This window comes from Paenibacillus vietnamensis (genome assembly GCF_020169515.1).
Taxonomy (GTDB): Bacteria; Bacillota; Bacilli; order Paenibacillales; family Paenibacillaceae; genus Pristimantibacillus; species Pristimantibacillus vietnamensis.
On record NZ_JAHMHW010000015.1, the window covers coordinates 106,004 to 125,445 of the forward strand.

The window sequence follows — 19,442 nt, forward strand, 5'->3', positions numbered from 1 at the left end:
ACGGAATTGGAGGCGGCATGATGGATGAGAAAAGAGGAAAGCTGCTTGTCATCGGATTTGGACCGGGAGCTTTTGAACATATAACGGAACGGGCACGGAATGCCATTCAGGAAAGTGAAGTCGTCATCGGCTACAACACTTACGTGGATCTGATCCGTGAGCTGCTGACCGGCCAGGAAATTGTAAGAACGGGGATGACGGAGGAGGTAAGCCGCGCCCAGGAGGCTGTCCGGCAGGCGGAAATGGGCAAAAAGGTAGCCGTCATCTCCAGCGGCGATGCCGGGGTCTATGGCATGGCCGGACTCGTATACGAGGTATTGATCGGCAAAGGCTGGAAGTCGGCTGACGGAGTTGAAATCGAGATCATTCCCGGCATATCCGCCATCAACTCCTGCGCTTCCTTGCTTGGAGCTCCGGTTATGCACGACGCTTGCACGATCAGCTTGAGCGATCATTTGACTCCCTGGACGGTTATCGCCAAACGGGTGGAAGCGGCGGCTTCCGCGGATTTCGTCATCGCTTTGTATAATCCGAGAAGCGGCAGACGCACGCGGCAAATCGTGGAAAGCCAGCGCATTTTGTTGAAATACCGTTCGCCGGATACGCCTGTAGGGCTTGTCAAAAGCGCCTACCGGGACCGGCAGCAAGTGGAAATTACGACGCTGGAACGGATGCTGGAGCACGATATCGGCATGCTGACAACGGTCATCATCGGCAATTCGACCACCTTTTTGTATGACGGCCAAATGATTACCCCAAGAGGATATCAGCGGAAATATACGCTGGATTCGGCGGAGCAGCGTCTAAGGCCGCATCAGCGGCTGCAAACGGAAGCCGAGCCTTGGTCGCTTAATGCGATGGGAGACGGCTGGGAAAGCGAAGACGAAGAAGCTGATTTCGAAGAGGAAGCGGCGGCCGCGGAGGCTCCGGCAGACAGTCCGGACGCTACGCTTCCGGAGGATTCCGCTCAGCCTGTCGCCCCAAGCAAGCCGGTTCATCCGGCTGAGCTTGCGCTGGAGGCGCTGGGAATGCTCGAGGCTAAAGGCGTCATATCAGGGGGCTATTTAGCCTCAGGCGCGGCTCCTCCTTCCGATACGCTTCGAAAAAAGGAGACGCTGATTTTTGAAATCGGCGTCGCTCCTGGCATCGCGAGTAAGAAGTTTACCGCGCGCCAGATGACGCTTTTGGCTCAAATCGCCGGAGAAGAAGGCGAGCTGGAGTATACGCCGCATCACCAGATTATTTTACGCGTACCGACGGAGGATCCCGAAGAAATAGTCACAAGGCTTAAGGGGGAAAAGCTGCTGGTTTTCCCGATCGGCGACATTGCTCAAGTCAAAGCCTGCGATTTCTGTAACCTGGAGAAGGACGAATCGATTCCCGTTGCGGAGGAGCTGCACCATGCGATCGGCGGATTGAAGGCGCCCAAAGAGCTGAAGGTCGGCTTTAACGGCTGCGGGATGGCTTGTTACGGAGCCGCCCTTGAGGATATCGGCATCGTGTTTCGCAGAGGAGCATACGATTTGTTCCTTGGCGGAAAAACGATCGGCCGCAATGCCCATCCCGCCCAATTGGTCGCGGAAGGCATACCGGGCGACCGGATTGTGAGTACGGTGGAGAGCATTTTTCGGGAGTATGCTGAAAAGGGCCATCCGAACGAGCGGTTCCATAAGTTCTTTAAGCGCAAGGGAGAGGTTCTTGGCTATAAGTACCGTGAGCAAGCTCAGCTCGTTGAGGTTGATCCCTTATGCGGCGATTAAGGACGGCAATTTCTAAATTTCAGGAGGTCAAACAATGGAAGCCATTTTATTAGTCGGGCACGGCAGCCGGGATCCGGAAGGAAACGCGGAGCTGCTCCGGTTTGCGGATACAGTGCGGCAGCAGGCTCCGCAGTACGCGATCGAAGCTTGCTTTTTGGAGTTTGAGGCGCCGGGCATTGCAGCAGGCATTGACCGCTGTGTGGAGCTCGGAGCCCATCGCATCGTCGTAGTTCCGATTACTTTGTTTGCGGCAGGCCATGCGAAGCTTCATATTCCGGCCGAAATCTGCAGCGGAAAGCAGCGGTACCCGCACATTGAGTTTACATACGGCAGTCCGATCGGCATTCATCATAAGGTCATTGACATTTTGCAGTCCCGCCTGGCTGAAGCAGGCTTTGCGGCTGAGAGCACAGCCGAGCAAGCTTCATCATCCCAAGACAGGGCCTGCGGCAAAGAGGCAATTATGCGGACAGGGAAAACTGCCGTCCTTGTACTCGGAAGAGGCAGCAGCGATGCCGAAGCCAACGGCGATTTGTTTAAAATGACCCGGCTGCTGTGGGAGCAGGTTCCGGTGAAATGGGTGGAGAGCAGCTTCATCGGCGTTACCGCGCCTTCTTTCCCGGAGGGCCTGGAGCGCTGTTTACGACTGGGCGCCAGCAACATTTACGTTCTTCCTTACTTTTTGTTTACAGGTGTATTAATCAAACGGATCGAGCAGATGACAGCCGATTTTGCCGCTTCGCATCCGGAAGCGGACATAAAGCTGGCCGGATATTTCGGATTTCATCCGCTGCTGGTGGAGGTTCTGCTGGACCGGGTGAAGGAGGCTGCCTGCGGAGAGCCGTTTACAAGCTGCGAGATGTGCAAGCACAGCAGGGATGCTGCGGGCCATCACGATCACGGTCACGACCATACTCATGATCACAGTCACGATCATCATCACCATCACCATCACCATCACCATCACCATCATGATCACGGCCACGACCATCATCACGACCATCACGATCACGGTCACGATCATCACCATCATGATCACCATCATGATCACCATCATGACCATGATCACCATCCTGCGAAGCTGTCGGAAGTAAAAGGTTAATCGGGAGGCGGCCATATGATTTTTATGTTATGCGGGACAAGCGATGCCAGGGAGCTTGCTGTAAGAATCAGAGACAACGGTTATTCGGTCAGAACCTCCGTCGTTACCGAGTCTGCGGCCAAAAGCCTGGAGGAAGCGGGACTGCCGGTCCGTATGGGACGGCTTACGGCAGAAGAGATGGCCGGCCTGATCCGGCAAGAAGGCTTTGAGGCGATTGTCGACGCGAGCCATCCTTTTGCCGAAGAGGCTCACCGGAACGCCATCGAAGCCTCTCAAAGGGCAGGGGTGCCCTACATTCGTTTTGAGCGTGCATCGCTCGTTTATGGAGGCCACCCGAAGCTTACCGTCGTCTCCTCTTATGAGGAGGCGGCACTCGAGGCCAAGCGGCGCCAGGGCTCGGTCATGCTGACGACCGGCAGCAAAACGCTGCATATTTTTGCGAAACATTTGGTCGGAGATCCGCACATACGGCTTGTTGCCCGCATGCTTCCAAGACGCGATAACATGGAAAAATGCGAAGAGCTCGGCGTCGAGCAAAAAAATATTATAGCGATGCAGGGCCCTTTTTCACGGGAAATGAATGAGGCGCTCTACCGTCAGTACGGAACAACGGTGATGGTCACCAAAGAGAGCGGTAAAACCGGTTCGGTAGACGAAAAAGTAGAGACGGCTCTGCAGATGGGAATTGAAGTCGTATTAATTTCAAGGCCCGAAATTGAATTTGGAACGGTATTTACCGATTTTGACGGCGTGATTGGCCAGCTAAAGGCAGCTATTAACGAATAGGCGCCGCATCCAGGGAGGGAATCGATATGGATTTTAAAACGGAATTTAAGCCGCTTACGGTACAGCCCCAGGAAATCGAGGGCAAAAGCTTCGAAATGATTACGGAAGAGCTCGGGGAGCATCCGTTTACGGCTGACCAATATCCGGTCGTGCAGCGGGTCATCCATGCTTCGGCGGATTTTGAGCTTGGCCGCAGCCTTGTGTTTCATCCGAGAGCGATTGAGGCGGGCATCGAAGCGATCCGCAGCGGCAAAAAAATCGTCGCCGACGTTCAGATGGTCCAAGTCGGGATAAGCAAAGACCGCATCCAGCGGTTCGGCGGGGATGTGAGCGTCTATATTTCGGATCCCGACGTGATCGAGGAAGCGAAAAGGCTGAACACGACCCGTGCGATCATTTCCATCCGCAAAGCGATCAAGGAAGCCGAAGGAGGCATTTATGCGATCGGGAACGCTCCTACGGCTTTGCTGGAATTAATTCGTCTCGTGAAGGAAGGAGCGACGAAGCCGGGCCTTGTCATCGGCATGCCGGTCGGCTTCGTATCCGCAGCGGAATCCAAGGATGAGCTCCGGAAGCTCGACGTCCCGTTCATTACGAATATCGGCCGCAAAGGCGGAAGCACGGTCGTCGTCGCAGCCGTAAACGCCTTGTCGATTATGGCTCAAAACCAAAACTGAACTGATTGGAAGGTGATCGCATGAGTGATTTGAAAACTCCGGATAAAGATCCCAAAGAGATGCGACATGGCTATACGACCGGCGCTTGCGCAGCCGCCGCGGCCAAAGGCGCTGTCACCATGCTGATCACCGGGCAATCCGTCTATCGATCGGAGATTTGGCTTCCTGCGGGTTTTTTCCATGTTTTTGATTTGATAGAAAGCGAGTTTACGGCGGATATGGCGGTGTGCGCAACCATTAAGGATGCCGGCGACGATCCGGATGCGACGCATAAGGCGAAAATCGTAGCAACCGTAACGTGGACTCAAGGCACAGGCATCGAGCTTGACGGTGGCACAGGGGTCGGGCGTGTAACGAAGCCCGGGCTTCCGGTGCCTGTCGGAGAAGCGGCGATCAACCCCGTTCCCCGGAAAATGATCCTCCATGAGGTTGAACAGGTGCTGAACGAATATGGCGTGGACAGGGGCCTTCGAGTTGTTATCGCGGTGCCGGACGGCGAGGAAATGGCGAAAAAGACGTTAAATGCAAGGCTTGGCATTATCGGAGGCATTTCGATTTTGGGCACGCGCGGAATCGTGGTGCCTTTTTCGACTTCCGCGTATAAAGCCAGTGTCGTGCAGGCCATTCAGGTGGCCAAGGCGGCGGAGTGCCGTCACCTTGTGCTCACGACCGGAGGCAGCAGCGAAAAATATGCGATGAAATTAAATCCGGAGCTGAAAGAGGAGTCTTTTATCCAAATGGGAGACTTCGTCGGCTTCTCGTTAAAGCATGCCAAGCGGCTCGGCATGAGCAAAATCAGTTTGGTCGGAATGATGGGCAAATTCTCCAAGGTTGCGCAAGGCGTCATGATGGTGCATTCCAAAAGCGCGGCCGTCGATTTCGGTTTCCTGGCCGGAGTGGCTAAAGAAGCGGGCGCGCCGGAACAGCTGCAGACGGCCATTTTGGAAGCCAATACGGGATCTCATGTATCGGATCTTGTTATTGAAGCCGGAATTCGGGCGTTTTTCGATAAGCTGTGCGAATATGCATGCCGGCATTCCCTGGAGCATATCGGCGGAGGCTTGGCGATCGAGACCGTGCTGGTCACCATGAAAGGCGACGTACTCGGAAGGGCGGAAATCAATGGATAATCGAATCAAAATTATCGGGATCGGCGACAATGGCACGCGGGATTTATCCCCCCTGTATCTTCAATGGATACAAGAGTCGGACATGCTGGTCGGCGGCGAAAGGCATCTTTCTTTTTTTACGGAATACAGCGGACAACGAAAAGTATTAAAAGGCGGTCTGGCCGCGGTTATCGAGCAGCTGGACGAGCTTCGCCATCACCGGAAAATCGTCGTATTAGCGTCAGGCGATCCTTTGTTTTACGGCATTGCCAGCTACATAGCCAAAAAATTAGGCTCGCACGCGGTAGTCATTCATCCGCATTTGAGCTCGCTGCAGCTGGCCTTTGCAAGAATGGGCGACAGCTGGCAGGATGCGGCTTTTGAAAGCGTTCATGGCCGGCCGGTGAAGGGGCTTGCGCAAAGGATCGACGGCAAGGCGAAGATTGCGATTCTTACGGACGAGGAGAACAGCCCTGCGGCGATCGCCCGTTATTTACTGGAGTTTGAAATGAATGAGTATGAAGGGTTTGTGGCGGAAAATCTCGGCGGCGAACAAGAACGATACGGCTTCTGGACTTTGGAGGAAATGGCTCAAGCCGAATTTTCGCCGTTAAATGTCGTTATTCTGAGGCGCAAGCCGGATGCCCCCGAACCGCTTCGCGGGTTTGGGATCGAGGACGATCAATTCCATCAGCGAAAGCCCGAAAAAGGTTTAATTACCAAAAAAGAAGTCCGGGTGCTCAGCCTGTCCGAGCTTAAATTGAAAAACGACAGCGTGGTGTGGGATATCGGCGCCGGGTCGGGCTCGGTCGCGGTCGAATGCGCGCGGCTGGCGCCTTACGGCCAAGTGTTTGCCCTTGAGAAAAACGAGGGGGACATGGCGAATATCGAATTGAACCGTAAAAAGTTCCGCACCGATTTTACGGCGATCCATGCAAAGGCTCCCGAAGGCCTCGATGCATTGCCCGATCCGGATGCCGTGTTTATCGGCGGCAGCGGCGGGGAATTGCGCGAGCTTATCCGTCTATGCTGTACCCGGCTCAAAGAAGAGGGCCGAATCGTCATTAATGCGGCGACCATCGAAACGTTGACGGCGAGCCAGCAGGCGCTGGCAGAGGAAGGCTTCGCCGTCCGCATTTTGCTTGTGCAGATCGCCAGAAGCAAGCCGATTCTCGATATGACCCGGTTCGAGGGACTGAATCCGATTTATGTGATCGTCGGTTATCGCGGTTCCGAACCCATTACCGGAAAGGAGCGGAATGAATAATGGAAGCAACAGCGGTGAAAACAGGGACTCTTTATGGGGTAGGCGTCGGTCCCGGAGATCCGGAGCTGATTACCGTCAAAGCCTTCCGTCTGATGAAGGAATGTGCGGTGATCGCTTATCCGAGGAAGCGTATGGGAGGCAAATCGTACGCATTGGAAATCGTCGAGCTTTATGTGAATACGAACGAGAAGGAGATGCTCGGCCTTGTTTTTCCCATGACCAAGGATAAGGCGGCGCTCGACAGGGAGTGGAACAAGACCGTAACCCTCTGCTACGAGCATTTGAAGGAAGGCCGCGATATTGTGTTTGTAACGGAAGGTGACCCGAACCTGTACAGCACCTTTATTCATATGGCCCGACTGATGCAGGAGCTGCATCCGGAGGTGCCGATCCGTTCCGTTCCGGGCATTTCTTCTTTCCTGGGAGCGGCGGCTCGCCTTGGCATTCATTTGGCGGATGGAGATGAACAGGTTGCGATCGTTCCTGCAACGGAAGACCGCGATGCGATGAAAAAAGCAATTATCGAGCACGATACGGTTATTTTTATTAAGGTGGCCAAGGTGATCGACATGATGATCGATCTATTGGAAGAGTTGGATCTGGCGGACAAGGCGTCCGTTGTTACGAAAGTAACCTCTCCCCAAGAGCTGATCTGGCGTAACGTGCGCGAGCTAAAGGGCCAGGAGCTGGAATATTTAACGTTGATGGCGGTGAGAAAATAATGGAAATGGAAGCGAAGGTTTATATTGTCGGGGCCGGTCCGGGAGACCCCGATCTCATTACGGTTAAAGGCTTGAAAATCATACAGCAGGCAGATGTCATACTGTATACGGATTCGCTTGTGAATGAAGATCTGATTGCCCGTGCCGGCGAGCATACTCAGGTGCTGCAGAGCTCCGGCATGGACCTGGAAGAAATGGTTGATCTTATGGCAGCGGCGGCAGCCGAAGGAAAAAGCGTGGCGCGGGTTCACACAGGCGACCCTTCGATGTACGGGGCTATTTTGGAGCAAATGGTGCTGCTTAAGCAGCGCGGGATTTCCTATGAGATCGTTCCCGGCGTCAGCTCCGTCTTTGCATCGGCGGCGGCGCTCGGAGCCGAATTAACGGTGCCCGATTTGACCCAGACGGTCATCCTGACCCGTGCGGAAGGGCGGACCCCGGTTCCCGAGAGGGAGAAGCTGCGCGATCTGGCTTCGCATCATTGCACCGTCGCTCTTTTCTTAAGCGCTACGCTTGCCAAGAAGGTCGTTAAGGAATTTCTCGCCGCCGGCTGGTCGGAGGATACTCCGGTAGCTGTCGTGCAGAGAGCGACATGGCCTGACCAGAAAATCGTACGCACTACGCTTGCGGGCCTCGACCAGGCTTTGCGTGAGGCCGGCATCCGTATGCATGCCATGATTTTGGCCGGCAGGGCGCTTGACCCTTCACTGGTGGATCGCGACGAGCACCGGTCCAAGCTGTACGACAAGTCGTTTACGCACGGGTACAGGAAAGGGGTTACCTCCAAATGACGAAGCCGTACGTAACCGTCGCTATTACGAAGCACGGAGTTGAACTGGCCCGCGATCTGGCTGAGCATTTTCCGGGAACCGATCTCTATTATATGAGCAAATTTGCAAGAGGCGACGAGCAGGAAAAGGGATATCAGCTGTTCGAGGGCTCTGTCAAGCTGATCCTGCCGGATTTGTTCAAGCAATACAGCGGACTGATCATCATCATTTCCCTTGGAGCCGTCGTGCGCATGATCGCGCCGATATTGGAGGACAAGAAAAAAGATCCCGCCGTCGTCGTCATTGACGACCGCGGTGAGCATGTGATCAGTGTTCTGTCCGGCCATCTTGGCGGAGCGAACGAGCTGACCCGCGAAGTGGCCCGGACGATCGGGGCGCGTCCCGTCATTACGACCGCTTCCGATGTGCAGCAGACGATACCGGTCGATTTATTCGGCCGCACTTTCGGATGGGAGATTGACAGCTTTGATCGAGCGACTCCCGTAAGTGCTTCCGTCGTGAACGAGGAACGGATAGCGGTCGTACAAGAAGCGGGCGAGACGAATTGGTGGACGTATGACAGGCCTCTTCCATCGCATATCCGCACTTATTCAAGCGCTAGCGAAGCGATGGAAACGGAGTTTGATGCGGCGTTAGTCGTAACGGACCGGTTATTGAATGCGCAGGAAGCCGCCGCGCTGCTCGGAAACGGCGTCATGTACCGCCCGAAAACGATTGTGCTGGGCATCGGCTGCAACAGAGGCACGCCCGCCGAGGAGATCGAGCAGACCATATCGGATACGCTGAACGAGCTTCAATTATCGGTCAAAAGCGTGCGCAATGTCGCGACCATTGATCTTAAAAAAGATGAGCAAGGGCTGCTTGACGTTTGCGGGAAATTCAAATGGAGGCTGGACACGTATACGCCGGAAGAGCTGAACCGGGTGCCGGTCAAAAATCCGTCCGACACCGTGTATAAGTATACAGGCGCTTATGGAGTGAGCGAGCCTGCCGCACTCCTTTCATCGGGCGCATCGGACTGGCTGCTGGAAAAGCGCAAGAGCGGCAATGTAACGATTTCCGTCGCCCGCATACCTAACGTCCCTGCTGCCGGGGTGACGCCGTGAATGACGCTAGAAAACGGATTGTCATTGCAGGTACGGGCAGCGGCGTCGGTAAAACAACGATTACGATCGGACTCATGGGAGCCTTGAAGCGCCGTGGATTAAACGTGCAGGGCTTTAAATGCGGACCGGATTATATCGATCCTACCTATCATACAGCCGTCACCGGCCGAACATCGCGGAATCTGGACACGTGGATGCTGTCCCACGATACGATGCGGGAAATTTTCCTAAGAGGCTCCGAGGGGGCGGATATTTCGGTAATTGAAGGGGTCATGGGCCTTTACGACGGGAAAAGCCCTTTGGCGAACACGGGCTCCACAGCCGAAATCGCCATGCTTCTCGACAGCCCCGTTATCCTGATCGTCAACGCGCAGAGTATGGCGCGAAGCGCAGCCGCTGTCGTCTTAGGTTATCAAAAGCTGGACGAGCGGGTCCGCATCGCCGCTGTCATCGTCAACAAATGCGGCAGCCATGGACACTATCAGCTTGTAAAATCAGCCATCGAGCAGGAATGTAACATTCCGGTTATCGGCTGGCTGGGACGCGACGAGCAGCTGGAAATTCCCGAGCGCCATCTCGGTTTGATCCCCGCGATCGAACGCGGCGAGCTAACGCCTTTTTTGGAGCGTGCCGCTGATTTGATCGAGAAGGGGATCGATCTCGAAGCCGTTGTTTCCTTGGCGGAGGGAGCCGGTGAGCTAGCCTGGCCGGTGACGCGGCTGTTTGCCGCCAAGTCCAAACCGGGCGACGGTCCGGGCATTGCGGTTGCGCGTGACGCGGCGTTCAATTTTTATTACCCCGAAAATCTTGAACTGCTGGAGCAAAAGGGGGCCAAGCTCCTTTACTTTAGTCCGCTGGCCGGCGAGAAAGTGCCTGCCGACGCGGACGGGCTTTATATCGGCGGCGGTTTTCCGGAGGAATTCGCAGCGGAGCTTGCCGCTCATGAGCCTGTCAAAGCGGATTTAAAAACGCGTATCGGCGAAGGGCTTCCCGTGTTCGCAGAGTGCGGAGGTTATATGTATCTTACCCGTTCGATAACGGACCGTGCAGGCGCCAGGCATGAAATGGTCGGTGTCATTCCTGCCGAGGTGAAGATGCAAAACAAGCTGGCTGCCTTAGGTTACCGGGAAGCAAGAGCTTTAGGCGACTGTATTCTTATGGAACGGGATGAAATCATTCGCGGGCATGAATTTCATTATTCAACGTTAACGGCGGAGCGGGACGATTACCCATATGTCTATGAAACGAAAGGGCTGCGCGGCGCCGGACGAGAGGGATATTTTACGGAAAATATAATGGCCGGCTACACGCATGTTCATTTTGCATCAAACCCGAAGGCGGCGGACCGGTTTATCGCCGGCTGCGGGAACTATCGCAGAAAGAGAGGCGCAGATCATGGAACAGTCTGATAGAAGAAAGAATCGCAAAGGATACACTCTCGTGTATACGGGCGACGGTAAAGGGAAAACAACCGCATCGCTAGGGCTGGCCGTTCGTGCGACAGGACGGGGCTTTAAAGTGCTTATTTTGCAATTTATCAAATCCCCGCAGCGTACTTACGGCGAGCATATCGCGTTATCCAAGCTTGGTGTCGATATCCGGCAGCTGGGCGTAGGCTTCACCTGGACCAAAACGCCGGAGGAGCACCGGGCCGCTCTGCAAACCGCATGGTCGATTGCGAAGCAGGAGGTTATGAACGGCGACTGGGATGTCGTCATTTTGGATGAGATCCACAATGCGCTCGCCATCGATAAGTTCCCGGTCGGCGATGTTCTGCCTCTTCATGAAGTGCTGGAGCTGATCGAACGACGGCCCGGCCATTTGCATCTCGTCCTGACGGGCAGAAACGCCAAACAGGAAATTATCGAAAAAGCCGATCTGGTTTCTGAAGTACAGGTCGTCAAGCACTATTACAACGAAGGCGTCCCTGCCGTATTAGGCATTGAATATTAAAGGAGCTGTAAAAATAGATGTCAATCCTTGAAGCATTGAAAAGCCGCAGGGCGGAACGCCATTATGAGCCCCGCGAGGTAGAAGAGGGCAAGATTGCCGCATTGCTTGAAGCGGCTACCTGGGCGCCGAACGACCGTTTGCGCGAGCCTTGGCATTACTATGTCATACGAGGTGTTACCAAACGGCGGTATCAAGAGATGGCGCAGGAGTATTTGGAAGAAAGGTTTCCTTCGAAACCCAATCTCGTGAAAGAGTCGATGACCGTTCTGCAAAATACGCCTCTGATCATTGTGGTGACTGCCGATATCGTTCCCGGCGACGAAGCTTCCTCGGAGGATAACGAGTATGCCGTATGCTGCTCCATCCATTCGATGTGGCTTGCGGCCCGGGAGCTCGGGCTCGGCATGGTATGGAGAACGCGGGGAGTCGGGCTTGTCCGCGACGAAAGGCTGAACCGGTTTATCGGCAGCCCGGACAATAAAAAGGTGATCGGGACGATTTTTATCGGCTACTCCCAGGCTGAAGCGCCGGTTACGAAACGTACGCCGTTTTCGGAGAAAACGACATGGCTGTGAACCTGCAAAGCAGCTATGACAACCAGGAAGGGGCTGCTGAAATGTCAAACCAGTCCGTCAGTACAAAACGCCGGGTGCTCGGCCAGGTCGTGATCTGCTCAGGCTGCTGCTGCGGCCGGACGGATAAAGGGAAACCGGCCATTCCGGAAGAGTGGCTGAAGAGCAGCTGGAAGCAGGCGGGACTGCTGCGATCGATCCAGCTGACGATTAGCGGCTGTCTCGGGCCATGCGATTTGACGAACGTCATTTCCATTCTAACCCCGCAGGGGCAAATATGGCTGGGCGGAATAACCGGCCGGCACCAGTATGAAGCGCTGCTGGAATGGGCGCTGGCTTCATCGGATGCCGGCCGTCTTGTCGATTTGCCCGCTATTTTGGAAGCTCAACGATTTGAACGCTATAGCCTGTCATAGTGCCCTAGAGGCGCTTTCGCGGGACAATTGCCGGCTGTTAGGGAGAAGCTTCGGCAGCTCCACGGTGACGGTGCTTCCCTGTCCCGGTCTGCTTGCCATCCGCATCGAAGCCTGACCGCCGAATAAATGCTCGACCCGTTTCCGGGTATGGGATAATCCGATATGCCTGAGACCGGAGTTTTTTTTCCGCTCCCCCATCTCCCAAATCGTTTGCAGCTGCTCCGGTTCAATGCCGATTCCGTCATCTTCGATCTGAATGACAAGAGTTTGCCTGGTGACGGCTGCGGAAATGCGTATCGTGCCTGCCGCATCCTTGGGGCAAATGCCGTGAAATATCGCGTTTTCCACAAAAGGCTGGATCAGGTTCCGCGGAACCAGGCAGTCATCGGCCTCATGCCGGATATCCCATACAACGTCAAACATATCGATATAGCGGTAAGATTGAATGGCGATATAGTCGCGCAGCAGACGGATTTCTTCACGCAGCGGGATCAGGGCTCCGGCCCCGTCCATTTTGACCGCATCCTGCAAAATTCGAATAAAGGCTCCGACCATACGGACAATGTCGTCATTTCCTTGCTTTTGAGCCATATAGATGACCGCGTTCAAAGTATTGTAGACGAAATGCGGATTCAATCGGGACAGCAAAAGCTCGAGCTCCAGCTCGCGTTTATCTTTCTCGTGCTGAATCGATTCCTCCAAATGCACCTTAAGCTGGTCGGTCATACGGTTAAAGCCGAGGCCGAGCTTCTCCAGCTCGTCTCCGGTTCTAATATGAACGGACGTATTCAGATTTCCGCTTGAGACGGCATTCATCGCGTGATATAGGCGCATTATCGGCCTGGTTATGCGGAAGATGGCCGGCATCATAAGAAGCAGAATCAAGATCGTACTGGTCATCGAAAAAAATCCGAGCAGGTAGATGACGATCTTGCCCCGTTCCATCAGGGAGGCTTGTGAAATAAAAGTCACAAGCTTCCAATTGTTGCTCTCGAACCGGTCGATCAGCATATACCCCCCTTTGACGGAAGAAATCCCTTCAGGCTGCTTCTCGGAAGCGGTTAGAAGAAGGGAGCGCGTAAGCGGATGTCCGGCTTCCTGCTTCTTTTTTCCATATAACAAATACCCCGCTTGATTCGTCCAAAGCAAATCTTCAAAATCGTCGCTGCCGAAGTCAAGCAAGGACTCGAAGCTTTCGTAATCGAGGTTAAGGATCAGCTCTCCGATCGTGCGCCCCGGCTGTTCGATATCTTTTACCGTTACGATAAAACTGATGATCCTGCCTTTCTCCACGGTATTGCTGTTCAGGATCATTTCATGCGGCTCGGTAAAAGAATGCTGCTGACCGGACCGGATATGATTCCGGTACCAATCCTCTTTCAGCCGTTCGCTAAAGTACCGGTCGTTCCTCGCTTCGCTCCAAAATACGCGGCGATCCGGCAGGACCAGGGCGAAGCTGCTTACTTCCTTCCGCAGCCCTTTATTTTCATCCAAATAATCAAGCGTGTCGGACAAAAGCGCAAATTGGCTGAACGTATCCAGTTGGTCGTAGGTTTTATAAAACGATTGCAGCTGATTGGAAATGATAAGCGAGAATGAAAATTGAGCGATATCATCCGTCATGTATTCAAGCTGTCTGACCGTTTGGCTGAGCTTGGTTTCATCTTCATGTATGATCTGCTTCACGACGATGGACTGATAATAATAATAGGTGAATGCCGCTGACAGCAGGAAGCTGATAATGGCCACCATGACGATTCGCTGCAAAATAACGGAACGGATGCTTTTCACTGGGCGTAGCCTCCATGCCGGTATTGATGGGGAAGCATGCCTGTCGTTTTTTTGAAAACCTGACTGAAATGCTGGGACGAGCGATACCCGACCCGGGCGGACACCTCGGTCATTTTGGCGTCTTCCCGGCTTAAGATACGTTTGGCCTGATTGATCCGGTGCTCCGTCAAATAATCAAGAAACGTACGTTCAAGCTCCCGCTTAAATAGCTGATGGAGGTAGGAGGCGCTGATTCCCGTCGAACGGGATACATCCTCAATATTAATATCCTCATGATAATGAGCATGGATATAGTCCAAAGCCTTTAGCAGTTTATTGGAAATGCGGTCGTATTCATTTGAGCTGGAGCACAGCTTTTGAATCGTCTCGTTAAATTTGTTCATGATCTGATCGATATGGTAGACGGGCTCATCTTCCGCCATCATCAGATCGGTTTCCGGCAAGCCTTTGCCGGAAAGACGCTGATTCATAAGTCCGGTCAGGGTATGAATCGTTTCGTATAAGCCGGACAGATCCCACCCAGGATGGCACAAGGAATGAAATTGTTTTTGGATAGCGTTTTCAATTCGTTTGGGATCATTTTGGTCCATGCCCTCCAGCAGCTCCTCCAGTCGAAAAGTCCGGGCCGCCGGCAAATAAGCTGCGCCGTCTTGAGGCGGAAGCGGGAGGTCATCCGCACAGACAATCGTTTCCTTTCCGCAAAATACCGCGTGTCGTGCCGCAGCTTCGACCTTGCGCAAAGTATGGGGAAGCAGGGAGAGATCGCTGCTTTGGAAAGAGTAATATAAGGAATAGCTCCGCTCGTTATGCCGGTTGATAGAAGCATGAATGGCTGCCGCAAGCTTCCGGAAGGCGTCCCGCATGAGAGCTGCCGATTTATTTTTTTGGGAGAACAAGGCGATGCGCTGGCTGCGGTTAAGCGCAAACTCCCCGACGAGCTGCCAATCCGGCTGACCGGAGCACAAGCTTATTTCGCAGGAGGTCCATTTGAGCGGCTGAAGAGTGTCGCTTCTACCGGCTGCAGACGGTACAGCCGTGAACGGCGAGTCTCCCTGGATGAGCATCATGGCGAAAGGAGGCGCAGCCTGGAGCTCCTTCATAACGTTCGGCAGCTCCGCTCCCGTGACGATTTCCACGAGCTGCTCCGACCGCTGCTGCCTTCTTTGTTTTTCGCCCTCTTCCCAGCTTTTCCGTGCCTTGTCCAGCTCGTGGAGCAGCTTGTCCCGGTCAACCTCATGCTTGATCAAATAGCTGGATACGCTGCCGAAGGATATGGCTTGCCTGGCGTACTCGAAATCCTGATGAGCGCTCATGACAATGAATTTTACGCCTAATTTGAGCTCGGAAACCGCCCGGATGAGCTCCAGGCCGTCCATGACAGGCATACGGATATCGACGATCATAATTTGAGGCTGAATTTCCCCGCATAGACGCAAGGCACTTTTTCCGTTCGTCGCGGTTGCTGCGATTTCGTAGCCGTATTCGTGCCATGGCAGAACACTTTTGATATGCTCGAGTGCAATACGTTCGTCATCGACCAATATGATCTTCATCGCCTCAACCTCCGCTTGATTTGCTGTATGGATGATTATAACGTACATCAGGGCCCTTGAAGCAAGGGGAGTGTAGGAATGCAACCAAAAGTGTAGAATCGCAATGTTTACGCTTACATTTACGGCGGGGTATATTGAAAACGCAGAGATTATCCAATGAAAAGGGAGAGATTATTCGATGCTAAAGCGATTTTGGAACAAACGGATCAGCCTGCTGACCTCCGTCATGATGCTGGCAGTCCTGCTCACAGCTTGCGGCGGGGGAAGCTCCGGGAATAACACGGATGCGGCCGGCACGAACGATAAGGTCACTCCTGAGAGCGGCAATGCCGGATCGGCCGTCAAAGGCAACGAAGACTACAAAGGCGAGTTTGTCCTGTGGACCTGGGAGCCTGAGCATGCTACGGCTTTGGCCGCCTTTCACGAGAAATATCCGAATATTAAAGTGAAGCGCGTTAACGTTGCCGCAGAGGATGTTTCGAAAAAGCTGCAGACAACAATCGCATCAGGCGGAGAATTGCCGGATGTCATCCGGATCGAGCGCGGGCAAAAGGCGAAAATATTCGATATGGATATTCTCGAAAATCTCGAAGCGCCGCCGTATAATGCCGACAAATCGCTTCTGTTCGACTATGATATCGCCGCTTTCTCCAAGGATGATCATATGATCGCCATCCCGGACGATATGAGCGTGGCGGGCATCGCTTATATTAAATCGCTTGCGAAGGAATATTTCGGGACGGACAACCCGGAGGAAATGGAAGCTATTTTTACCGATTGGGATGCGTTCGTTGAGAAAGGGAAAGAGGTTCTGCATAAGAGCGGGGGCAAGGTGAGGATGTTCCCGAGCCTCGGCGACGTGCATCAGACGCTGAAAGGCCAGCGTGCCGAGCCGTATTTTGACGGGGACAAGCTGAACGTTAGGATGCTCGAAAATACCGTTGCCGAGCTGGTCAAGTTTAGGGACTCGGGCATTATCGACAAGCTTGATCAGTGGACGCCGGCATGGAATGCGACGTTTGGCGGGGACAAGTATATATTCGCCATGTCTCCCGTATGGATGCCGCAGTATGTCATCGGTCCTAACGATAAGAAGGACGACCGTTGGGCGCTGATGGTGCCTCCAGGCGGCGGCTTCATTAGAGGGGGCTCCTCGCACGGCATTCCGAAAGGGGCGAAAAACGCCGAGCTGGCCTGGAAATGGATCGAATTTACGTCAATGTCGCAAGAAGGAGCGGTAGCGCAAAAAACGGACGGCGTATTCACGCACTTCAAAAAAGCTTACGAGGATCAATCGTTCACGAACTGGACATGGAGAAACTTTGGCAGCCAGGATATCGGGGAAAAGTTTTTCGTCGACATTTCGGAGACAACAAAGGACATGCCGGAAAATATCAATGACCTGGTGCTGGATGAAGTGATGAATATTGTGCTTCAGACGCTTGCTAAAGACGATTCGTTCGGCCTCAATCAGGCAATGGGAAGAATTCAAAAGGAACTGAAAGCAAAAGCGCCAAATATCGTTTGGGAGTAACATACGGGCCATAACAATATAACAATAGGCGGCTTGCCTTATCTTCGGCCGCCTACAACATGTCGGATAGCAGGGAGTGTAAGCGATGGTTGCCTTAAAAAGAAGATGGGTGCCTTATTTTTTCCTCTCTCCTTATATTTTGTTCTACTTGGCTTTCGGCCTGATCCCAATGGTGTTCTCATTGTATGTTAGCTTGACGAGCTGGAACGGGATCGGCGAAAAAACGTTCATCGGATTGGACAACTACAAGTTTCTGTTTAATCCGGACTCGTATTTTTTCAAATCGGTCGGCAATACGCTGCTGTTTGTTCTTTTTACGCTCCCTATGCAAATTATTTTCGGCTTGATCATTGCCACGCTGCTTTACAGCCGCTGGGTGAAGTGGAAAAGCTTCTTTCAATTGATCAACTTTCTCCCCTATATCGTAACGCCGGTCGCGGTGGGGCTTATGTTCAATCTACTATTTGACTGGCAGGCAGGCTTTATTAATAAAATACTGCTTCAGCTCGGTCTTATCGACGAGGGCATCTATTGGCTGGGTGACCCGCTGTATGCCCGGATCGTTATCATCTTGATGCTGTTCTGGAAGGGCTTCGGATATACGATGATTTTTTATCTGGCCGGGCTTGCCAACATACCGAAGGATCTGAACGAAGCTGCACAAGTGGACGGAGCAACCGGGTATCGGACGTTTATGTCCATTACGCTTCCATTGCTTAAGCCGGTCACCGTTTTTATCGTCATTACCGGTATCATCGGCGGCTTTCAGCTGCTTGAAGAACCGATGCTGCTGCTCGGAGGCTCCGGAATGGGCTCCAGCACGGCGGTTATCGGCGGCCCGGACAGATGCTGCCTGACGACCGTATGGAATATGTACGATACTGCCTACGGCAGCATGAACCGTTACGGGCTTGGAGCCGCTATCGCGTACGGCCTTTGCATCATTATTGCGTTCTTCTCATTTATCGGCGCCAGATTTTATAGGGGGGATCATGAATGAGCCACAACATCCGAACGACGATGGCGACCTCCGCGATCGCCCTGCTGTCCATATTTGCGCTGCTGCCCTTCTATATTATGACGATTATGGGAACCTATCAGAACGAGGACTTGTTTACGAAGATTGTTCTTTTGCCGGGTACGTATTTATTGGAAAATTTCAAAACGGTGGCGGCCAGCCGGTTCGACCTCGTTTATTGGAACAGTCTGGTCGTTTCGCTGGCAAGCACGGTGCTGTCCGTATTAGTTAGCGCCTTTGCAGGCTTTGCTTTCGCGAAGCACGAGTTTAAGTACAAAAACAAGATTTTTGCAGCCGTCCTGCTCACCATGATGATTCCCGGCCAGCTCGGTCTGGTCGCGTATGTCATTGAGATGCGTTATCTCAGCTTGTCGGGAACGCTGCTTCCGCTCATTTTGCCTTGGGTAGCGAATGCGTTCGGCGTTTATTGGATGACGCAGTTTATCAAAAGCGCGGTTCCGAACGAAGTGCTCGAAAGCGCACGGATCGACGGCTGCTCGGATATCGGAGTGTTTTTCCGAATTGTCGTCGCCTTCATTTACCCGGCGATCACGACGCTTTCGCTTCTTGTGTTCCTGTGGTCATGGAACAATTATTTGCTTCCTCTCATTATCGTCAACGAACCGGAGCTGTTTACGATACCGCTTGGCATAACGGCGCTGGGTGACGCTTACCGCACGGATTTGGCTGCACAAATATTAGGTTTGACGCTGGGGACGGTTCCGGTGCTTCTCTTGTTCGCGATCGGGTCCAAAAGCTTTATCCGCGGATTGACGGCGGGATCGGTTAAAGGGTAGGGAGCATATCATAGGGAGGATAAACCGAGACATGTTTACCCTTTCAGTTCTGCTGCAAAAAGTGCATTTGATGCCATACCGCTCGATGTGACTATCAACTCGGCTGCATTTTTTGCAGTGGAATCGGGTGAAACCGATCCTGATCGGAAGGTTTGAGGAAATCCGCTGTAAAAAGTACATTAGAACACACACAGCTGCGTCTTATGTCAAGTTTCTGATGCAAAAAGTACAGCCGAACGGAGGCGTCATTCCGAGTAGAGGGCAAAGGAGAGGCGGCTCGTGCTTAGACGGTAATTGAACCCGCGACCATCGCTATGCCAAGCGATGGTCTGCTGCTGTTCCATCAAACCTAACTGCATCCGTGATCAAGCTTTTTTAATTTTATACGTAAGTAATACTTTTTTTTAAAAAAAGACTTGCAATAATGGGCGGGTGCATGGTATATTCTAATTCCGGCCGAGAGAAACACGCGGACGGCGAGAAAGAAA

General features: G+C 53.2%; 18 protein-coding genes. 16 read left to right on the forward strand and 2 right to left on the reverse strand.

Going from position 1 to position 19,442, the window contains the following annotated elements; genetic code table 11:
* Positions 1-20: 20 nt before the first annotated feature.
* From cobJ to KP806_RS21835, 13 genes are read left to right on the forward strand one after another with little or no spacing between them, the layout of a single operon-like run.
* Complete coding sequence (gene cobJ / locus KP806_RS21775; RefSeq protein WP_224725858.1) at positions 21-1,760, forward strand: precorrin-3B C(17)-methyltransferase; 1,740 nt, start codon at positions 21-23, stop codon at positions 1,758-1,760.
* A 34-nt stretch (positions 1,761-1,794) separates the two neighbouring features.
* Positions 1,795-2,862: a sirohydrochlorin chelatase gene (locus KP806_RS21780; RefSeq protein ID WP_224725859.1), complete on the forward strand. Its 1,068-nt coding sequence runs from the start codon at positions 1,795-1,797 to the stop codon at positions 2,860-2,862.
* Between the two features lie 15 nt (positions 2,863-2,877).
* Positions 2,878-3,648: a precorrin-6A reductase gene (cobK, locus tag KP806_RS21785; protein WP_224725860.1), complete on the forward strand. Its 771-nt coding sequence runs from the start codon at positions 2,878-2,880 to the stop codon at positions 3,646-3,648.
* Between the two features lie 26 nt (positions 3,649-3,674).
* A complete protein-coding gene (locus tag KP806_RS21790) occupies positions 3,675-4,325 on the forward strand; it encodes a precorrin-8X methylmutase (protein ID WP_224725861.1) in 651 nt (216 codons plus the stop codon).
* Positions 4,326-4,345: 20 nt separating this feature from the next.
* A complete protein-coding gene (locus KP806_RS21795; protein ID WP_224725862.1) occupies positions 4,346-5,455 on the forward strand; it encodes a cobalt-precorrin-5B (C(1))-methyltransferase in 1,110 nt (369 codons plus the stop codon).
* Positions 5,448-6,701, forward strand: a complete 1,254-nt coding sequence (gene cbiE / locus KP806_RS21800; RefSeq protein WP_224725863.1) for a precorrin-6y C5,15-methyltransferase (decarboxylating) subunit CbiE — start codon at positions 5,448-5,450, stop codon at positions 6,699-6,701. The genes KP806_RS21795 and cbiE overlap by 8 nt, the downstream gene beginning before the upstream one ends.
* Positions 6,701-7,423: a precorrin-2 C(20)-methyltransferase gene (gene cobI, locus KP806_RS21805; RefSeq protein ID WP_224725864.1), complete on the forward strand. Its 723-nt coding sequence runs from the start codon at positions 6,701-6,703 to the stop codon at positions 7,421-7,423. The genes cbiE and cobI overlap by 1 nt, the downstream gene beginning before the upstream one ends.
* A complete protein-coding gene (gene cobM, locus KP806_RS21810; RefSeq protein WP_224725865.1) occupies positions 7,423-8,214 on the forward strand; it encodes a precorrin-4 C(11)-methyltransferase in 792 nt (263 codons plus the stop codon). Before cobI ends, cobM begins: the two co-directional genes overlap by 1 nt.
* On the forward strand, positions 8,211-9,320 hold the full coding sequence (locus KP806_RS21815; RefSeq protein WP_224725866.1) for a cobalt-precorrin 5A hydrolase: 1,110 nt from the start codon (positions 8,211-8,213) through the stop codon (positions 9,318-9,320). Before cobM ends, KP806_RS21815 begins: the two co-directional genes overlap by 4 nt.
* Positions 9,317-10,729 carry a cobyrinate a,c-diamide synthase gene (locus KP806_RS21820; protein WP_224725867.1) on the forward strand — a complete coding sequence of 471 codons (1,413 nt, stop codon included), beginning with the start codon at positions 9,317-9,319 and terminating at the stop codon, positions 10,727-10,729. Before KP806_RS21815 ends, KP806_RS21820 begins: the two co-directional genes overlap by 4 nt.
* Complete coding sequence (locus tag KP806_RS21825) at positions 10,716-11,273, forward strand: cob(I)yrinic acid a,c-diamide adenosyltransferase (protein ID WP_224725868.1); 558 nt, start codon at positions 10,716-10,718, stop codon at positions 11,271-11,273. Before KP806_RS21820 ends, KP806_RS21825 begins: the two co-directional genes overlap by 14 nt.
* 17 nt (positions 11,274-11,290) lie before the next feature.
* A complete protein-coding gene (locus KP806_RS21830; protein ID WP_224725869.1) occupies positions 11,291-11,848 on the forward strand; it encodes a nitroreductase family protein in 558 nt (185 codons plus the stop codon).
* A complete protein-coding gene (locus KP806_RS21835) occupies positions 11,839-12,261 on the forward strand; it encodes a (2Fe-2S) ferredoxin domain-containing protein (RefSeq protein ID WP_224725870.1) in 423 nt (140 codons plus the stop codon). Before KP806_RS21830 ends, KP806_RS21835 begins: the two co-directional genes overlap by 10 nt.
* Here the strand turns inward: KP806_RS21835 and KP806_RS21840 are convergent.
* Complete coding sequence (locus tag KP806_RS21840; RefSeq protein WP_224725871.1) at positions 12,256-14,052, reverse strand: sensor histidine kinase; 1,797 nt, start codon at positions 14,050-14,052, stop codon at positions 12,256-12,258. The genes KP806_RS21835 and KP806_RS21840 overlap by 6 nt on opposite strands.
* Entirely contained in the window at positions 14,049-15,605 is a 1,557-nt protein-coding gene (locus KP806_RS21845; protein ID WP_224725872.1) for a response regulator transcription factor, read from the reverse strand. The genes KP806_RS21840 and KP806_RS21845 overlap by 4 nt, the downstream gene beginning before the upstream one ends.
* A gap of 178 nt (positions 15,606-15,783) precedes the next feature.
* Between KP806_RS21845 and KP806_RS21850 the strand changes: the two genes are divergently transcribed.
* The 3 genes from KP806_RS21850 (at position 15,784) to KP806_RS21860 (ending at position 18,954) form a co-directional block, all read left to right on the forward strand.
* The gene (locus KP806_RS21850; RefSeq protein WP_224725873.1) at positions 15,784-17,139 is read left to right on the forward strand and encodes an ABC transporter substrate-binding protein; all 1,356 of its coding nucleotides are present in this window, start codon (positions 15,784-15,786) and stop codon (positions 17,137-17,139) included.
* Positions 17,140-17,224: 85 nt separating this feature from the next.
* The gene (locus tag KP806_RS21855; RefSeq protein WP_224725874.1) at positions 17,225-18,139 is read left to right on the forward strand and encodes a carbohydrate ABC transporter permease; all 915 of its coding nucleotides are present in this window, start codon (positions 17,225-17,227) and stop codon (positions 18,137-18,139) included.
* Positions 18,136-18,954, forward strand: coding sequence for a carbohydrate ABC transporter permease (locus KP806_RS21860; RefSeq protein ID WP_224725875.1), 819 nt, complete (start codon positions 18,136-18,138; stop codon positions 18,952-18,954). The genes KP806_RS21855 and KP806_RS21860 overlap by 4 nt, the downstream gene beginning before the upstream one ends.
* The last annotated feature ends 488 nt before the right edge of the window (positions 18,955-19,442 follow it).

What these genes read in the sequence shown, in the direction of transcription:
- cobJ (WP_224725858.1), top strand. Translation starts at nt 21, where the DNA reads ATGGATGAGAAAAGAGGAAAGCTGCTTGTCATCGGATTTGGACCGGGA.
- KP806_RS21780 (WP_224725859.1), top strand. Translation starts at nt 1,795, where the DNA reads ATGGAAGCCATTTTATTAGTCGGGCACGGCAGCCGGGATCCGGAAGGA.
- cobK (WP_224725860.1), top strand. Translation starts at nt 2,878, where the DNA reads ATGATTTTTATGTTATGCGGGACAAGCGATGCCAGGGAGCTTGCTGTA.
- KP806_RS21790 (WP_224725861.1), top strand. Translation starts at nt 3,675, where the DNA reads ATGGATTTTAAAACGGAATTTAAGCCGCTTACGGTACAGCCCCAGGAA.
- KP806_RS21795 (WP_224725862.1), top strand. Translation starts at nt 4,346, where the DNA reads ATGAGTGATTTGAAAACTCCGGATAAAGATCCCAAAGAGATGCGACAT.
- cbiE (WP_224725863.1), top strand. Translation starts at nt 5,448, where the DNA reads ATGGATAATCGAATCAAAATTATCGGGATCGGCGACAATGGCACGCGG.
- cobI (WP_224725864.1), top strand. Translation starts at nt 6,701, where the DNA reads ATGGAAGCAACAGCGGTGAAAACAGGGACTCTTTATGGGGTAGGCGTC.
- cobM (WP_224725865.1), top strand. Translation starts at nt 7,423, where the DNA reads ATGGAAATGGAAGCGAAGGTTTATATTGTCGGGGCCGGTCCGGGAGAC.
- KP806_RS21815 (WP_224725866.1), top strand. Translation starts at nt 8,211, where the DNA reads ATGACGAAGCCGTACGTAACCGTCGCTATTACGAAGCACGGAGTTGAA.
- KP806_RS21825 (WP_224725868.1), top strand. Translation starts at nt 10,716, where the DNA reads ATGGAACAGTCTGATAGAAGAAAGAATCGCAAAGGATACACTCTCGTG.
- KP806_RS21830 (WP_224725869.1), top strand. Translation starts at nt 11,291, where the DNA reads ATGTCAATCCTTGAAGCATTGAAAAGCCGCAGGGCGGAACGCCATTAT.
- KP806_RS21835 (WP_224725870.1), top strand. Translation starts at nt 11,839, where the DNA reads ATGGCTGTGAACCTGCAAAGCAGCTATGACAACCAGGAAGGGGCTGCT.
- KP806_RS21845 (WP_224725872.1), bottom strand. Translation starts at nt 15,605, where the DNA reads ATGAAGATCATATTGGTCGATGACGAACGTATTGCACTCGAGCATATC.
- KP806_RS21850 (WP_224725873.1), top strand. Translation starts at nt 15,784, where the DNA reads ATGCTAAAGCGATTTTGGAACAAACGGATCAGCCTGCTGACCTCCGTC.
- KP806_RS21855 (WP_224725874.1), top strand. Translation starts at nt 17,225, where the DNA reads ATGGTTGCCTTAAAAAGAAGATGGGTGCCTTATTTTTTCCTCTCTCCT.
- KP806_RS21860 (WP_224725875.1), top strand. Translation starts at nt 18,136, where the DNA reads ATGAGCCACAACATCCGAACGACGATGGCGACCTCCGCGATCGCCCTG.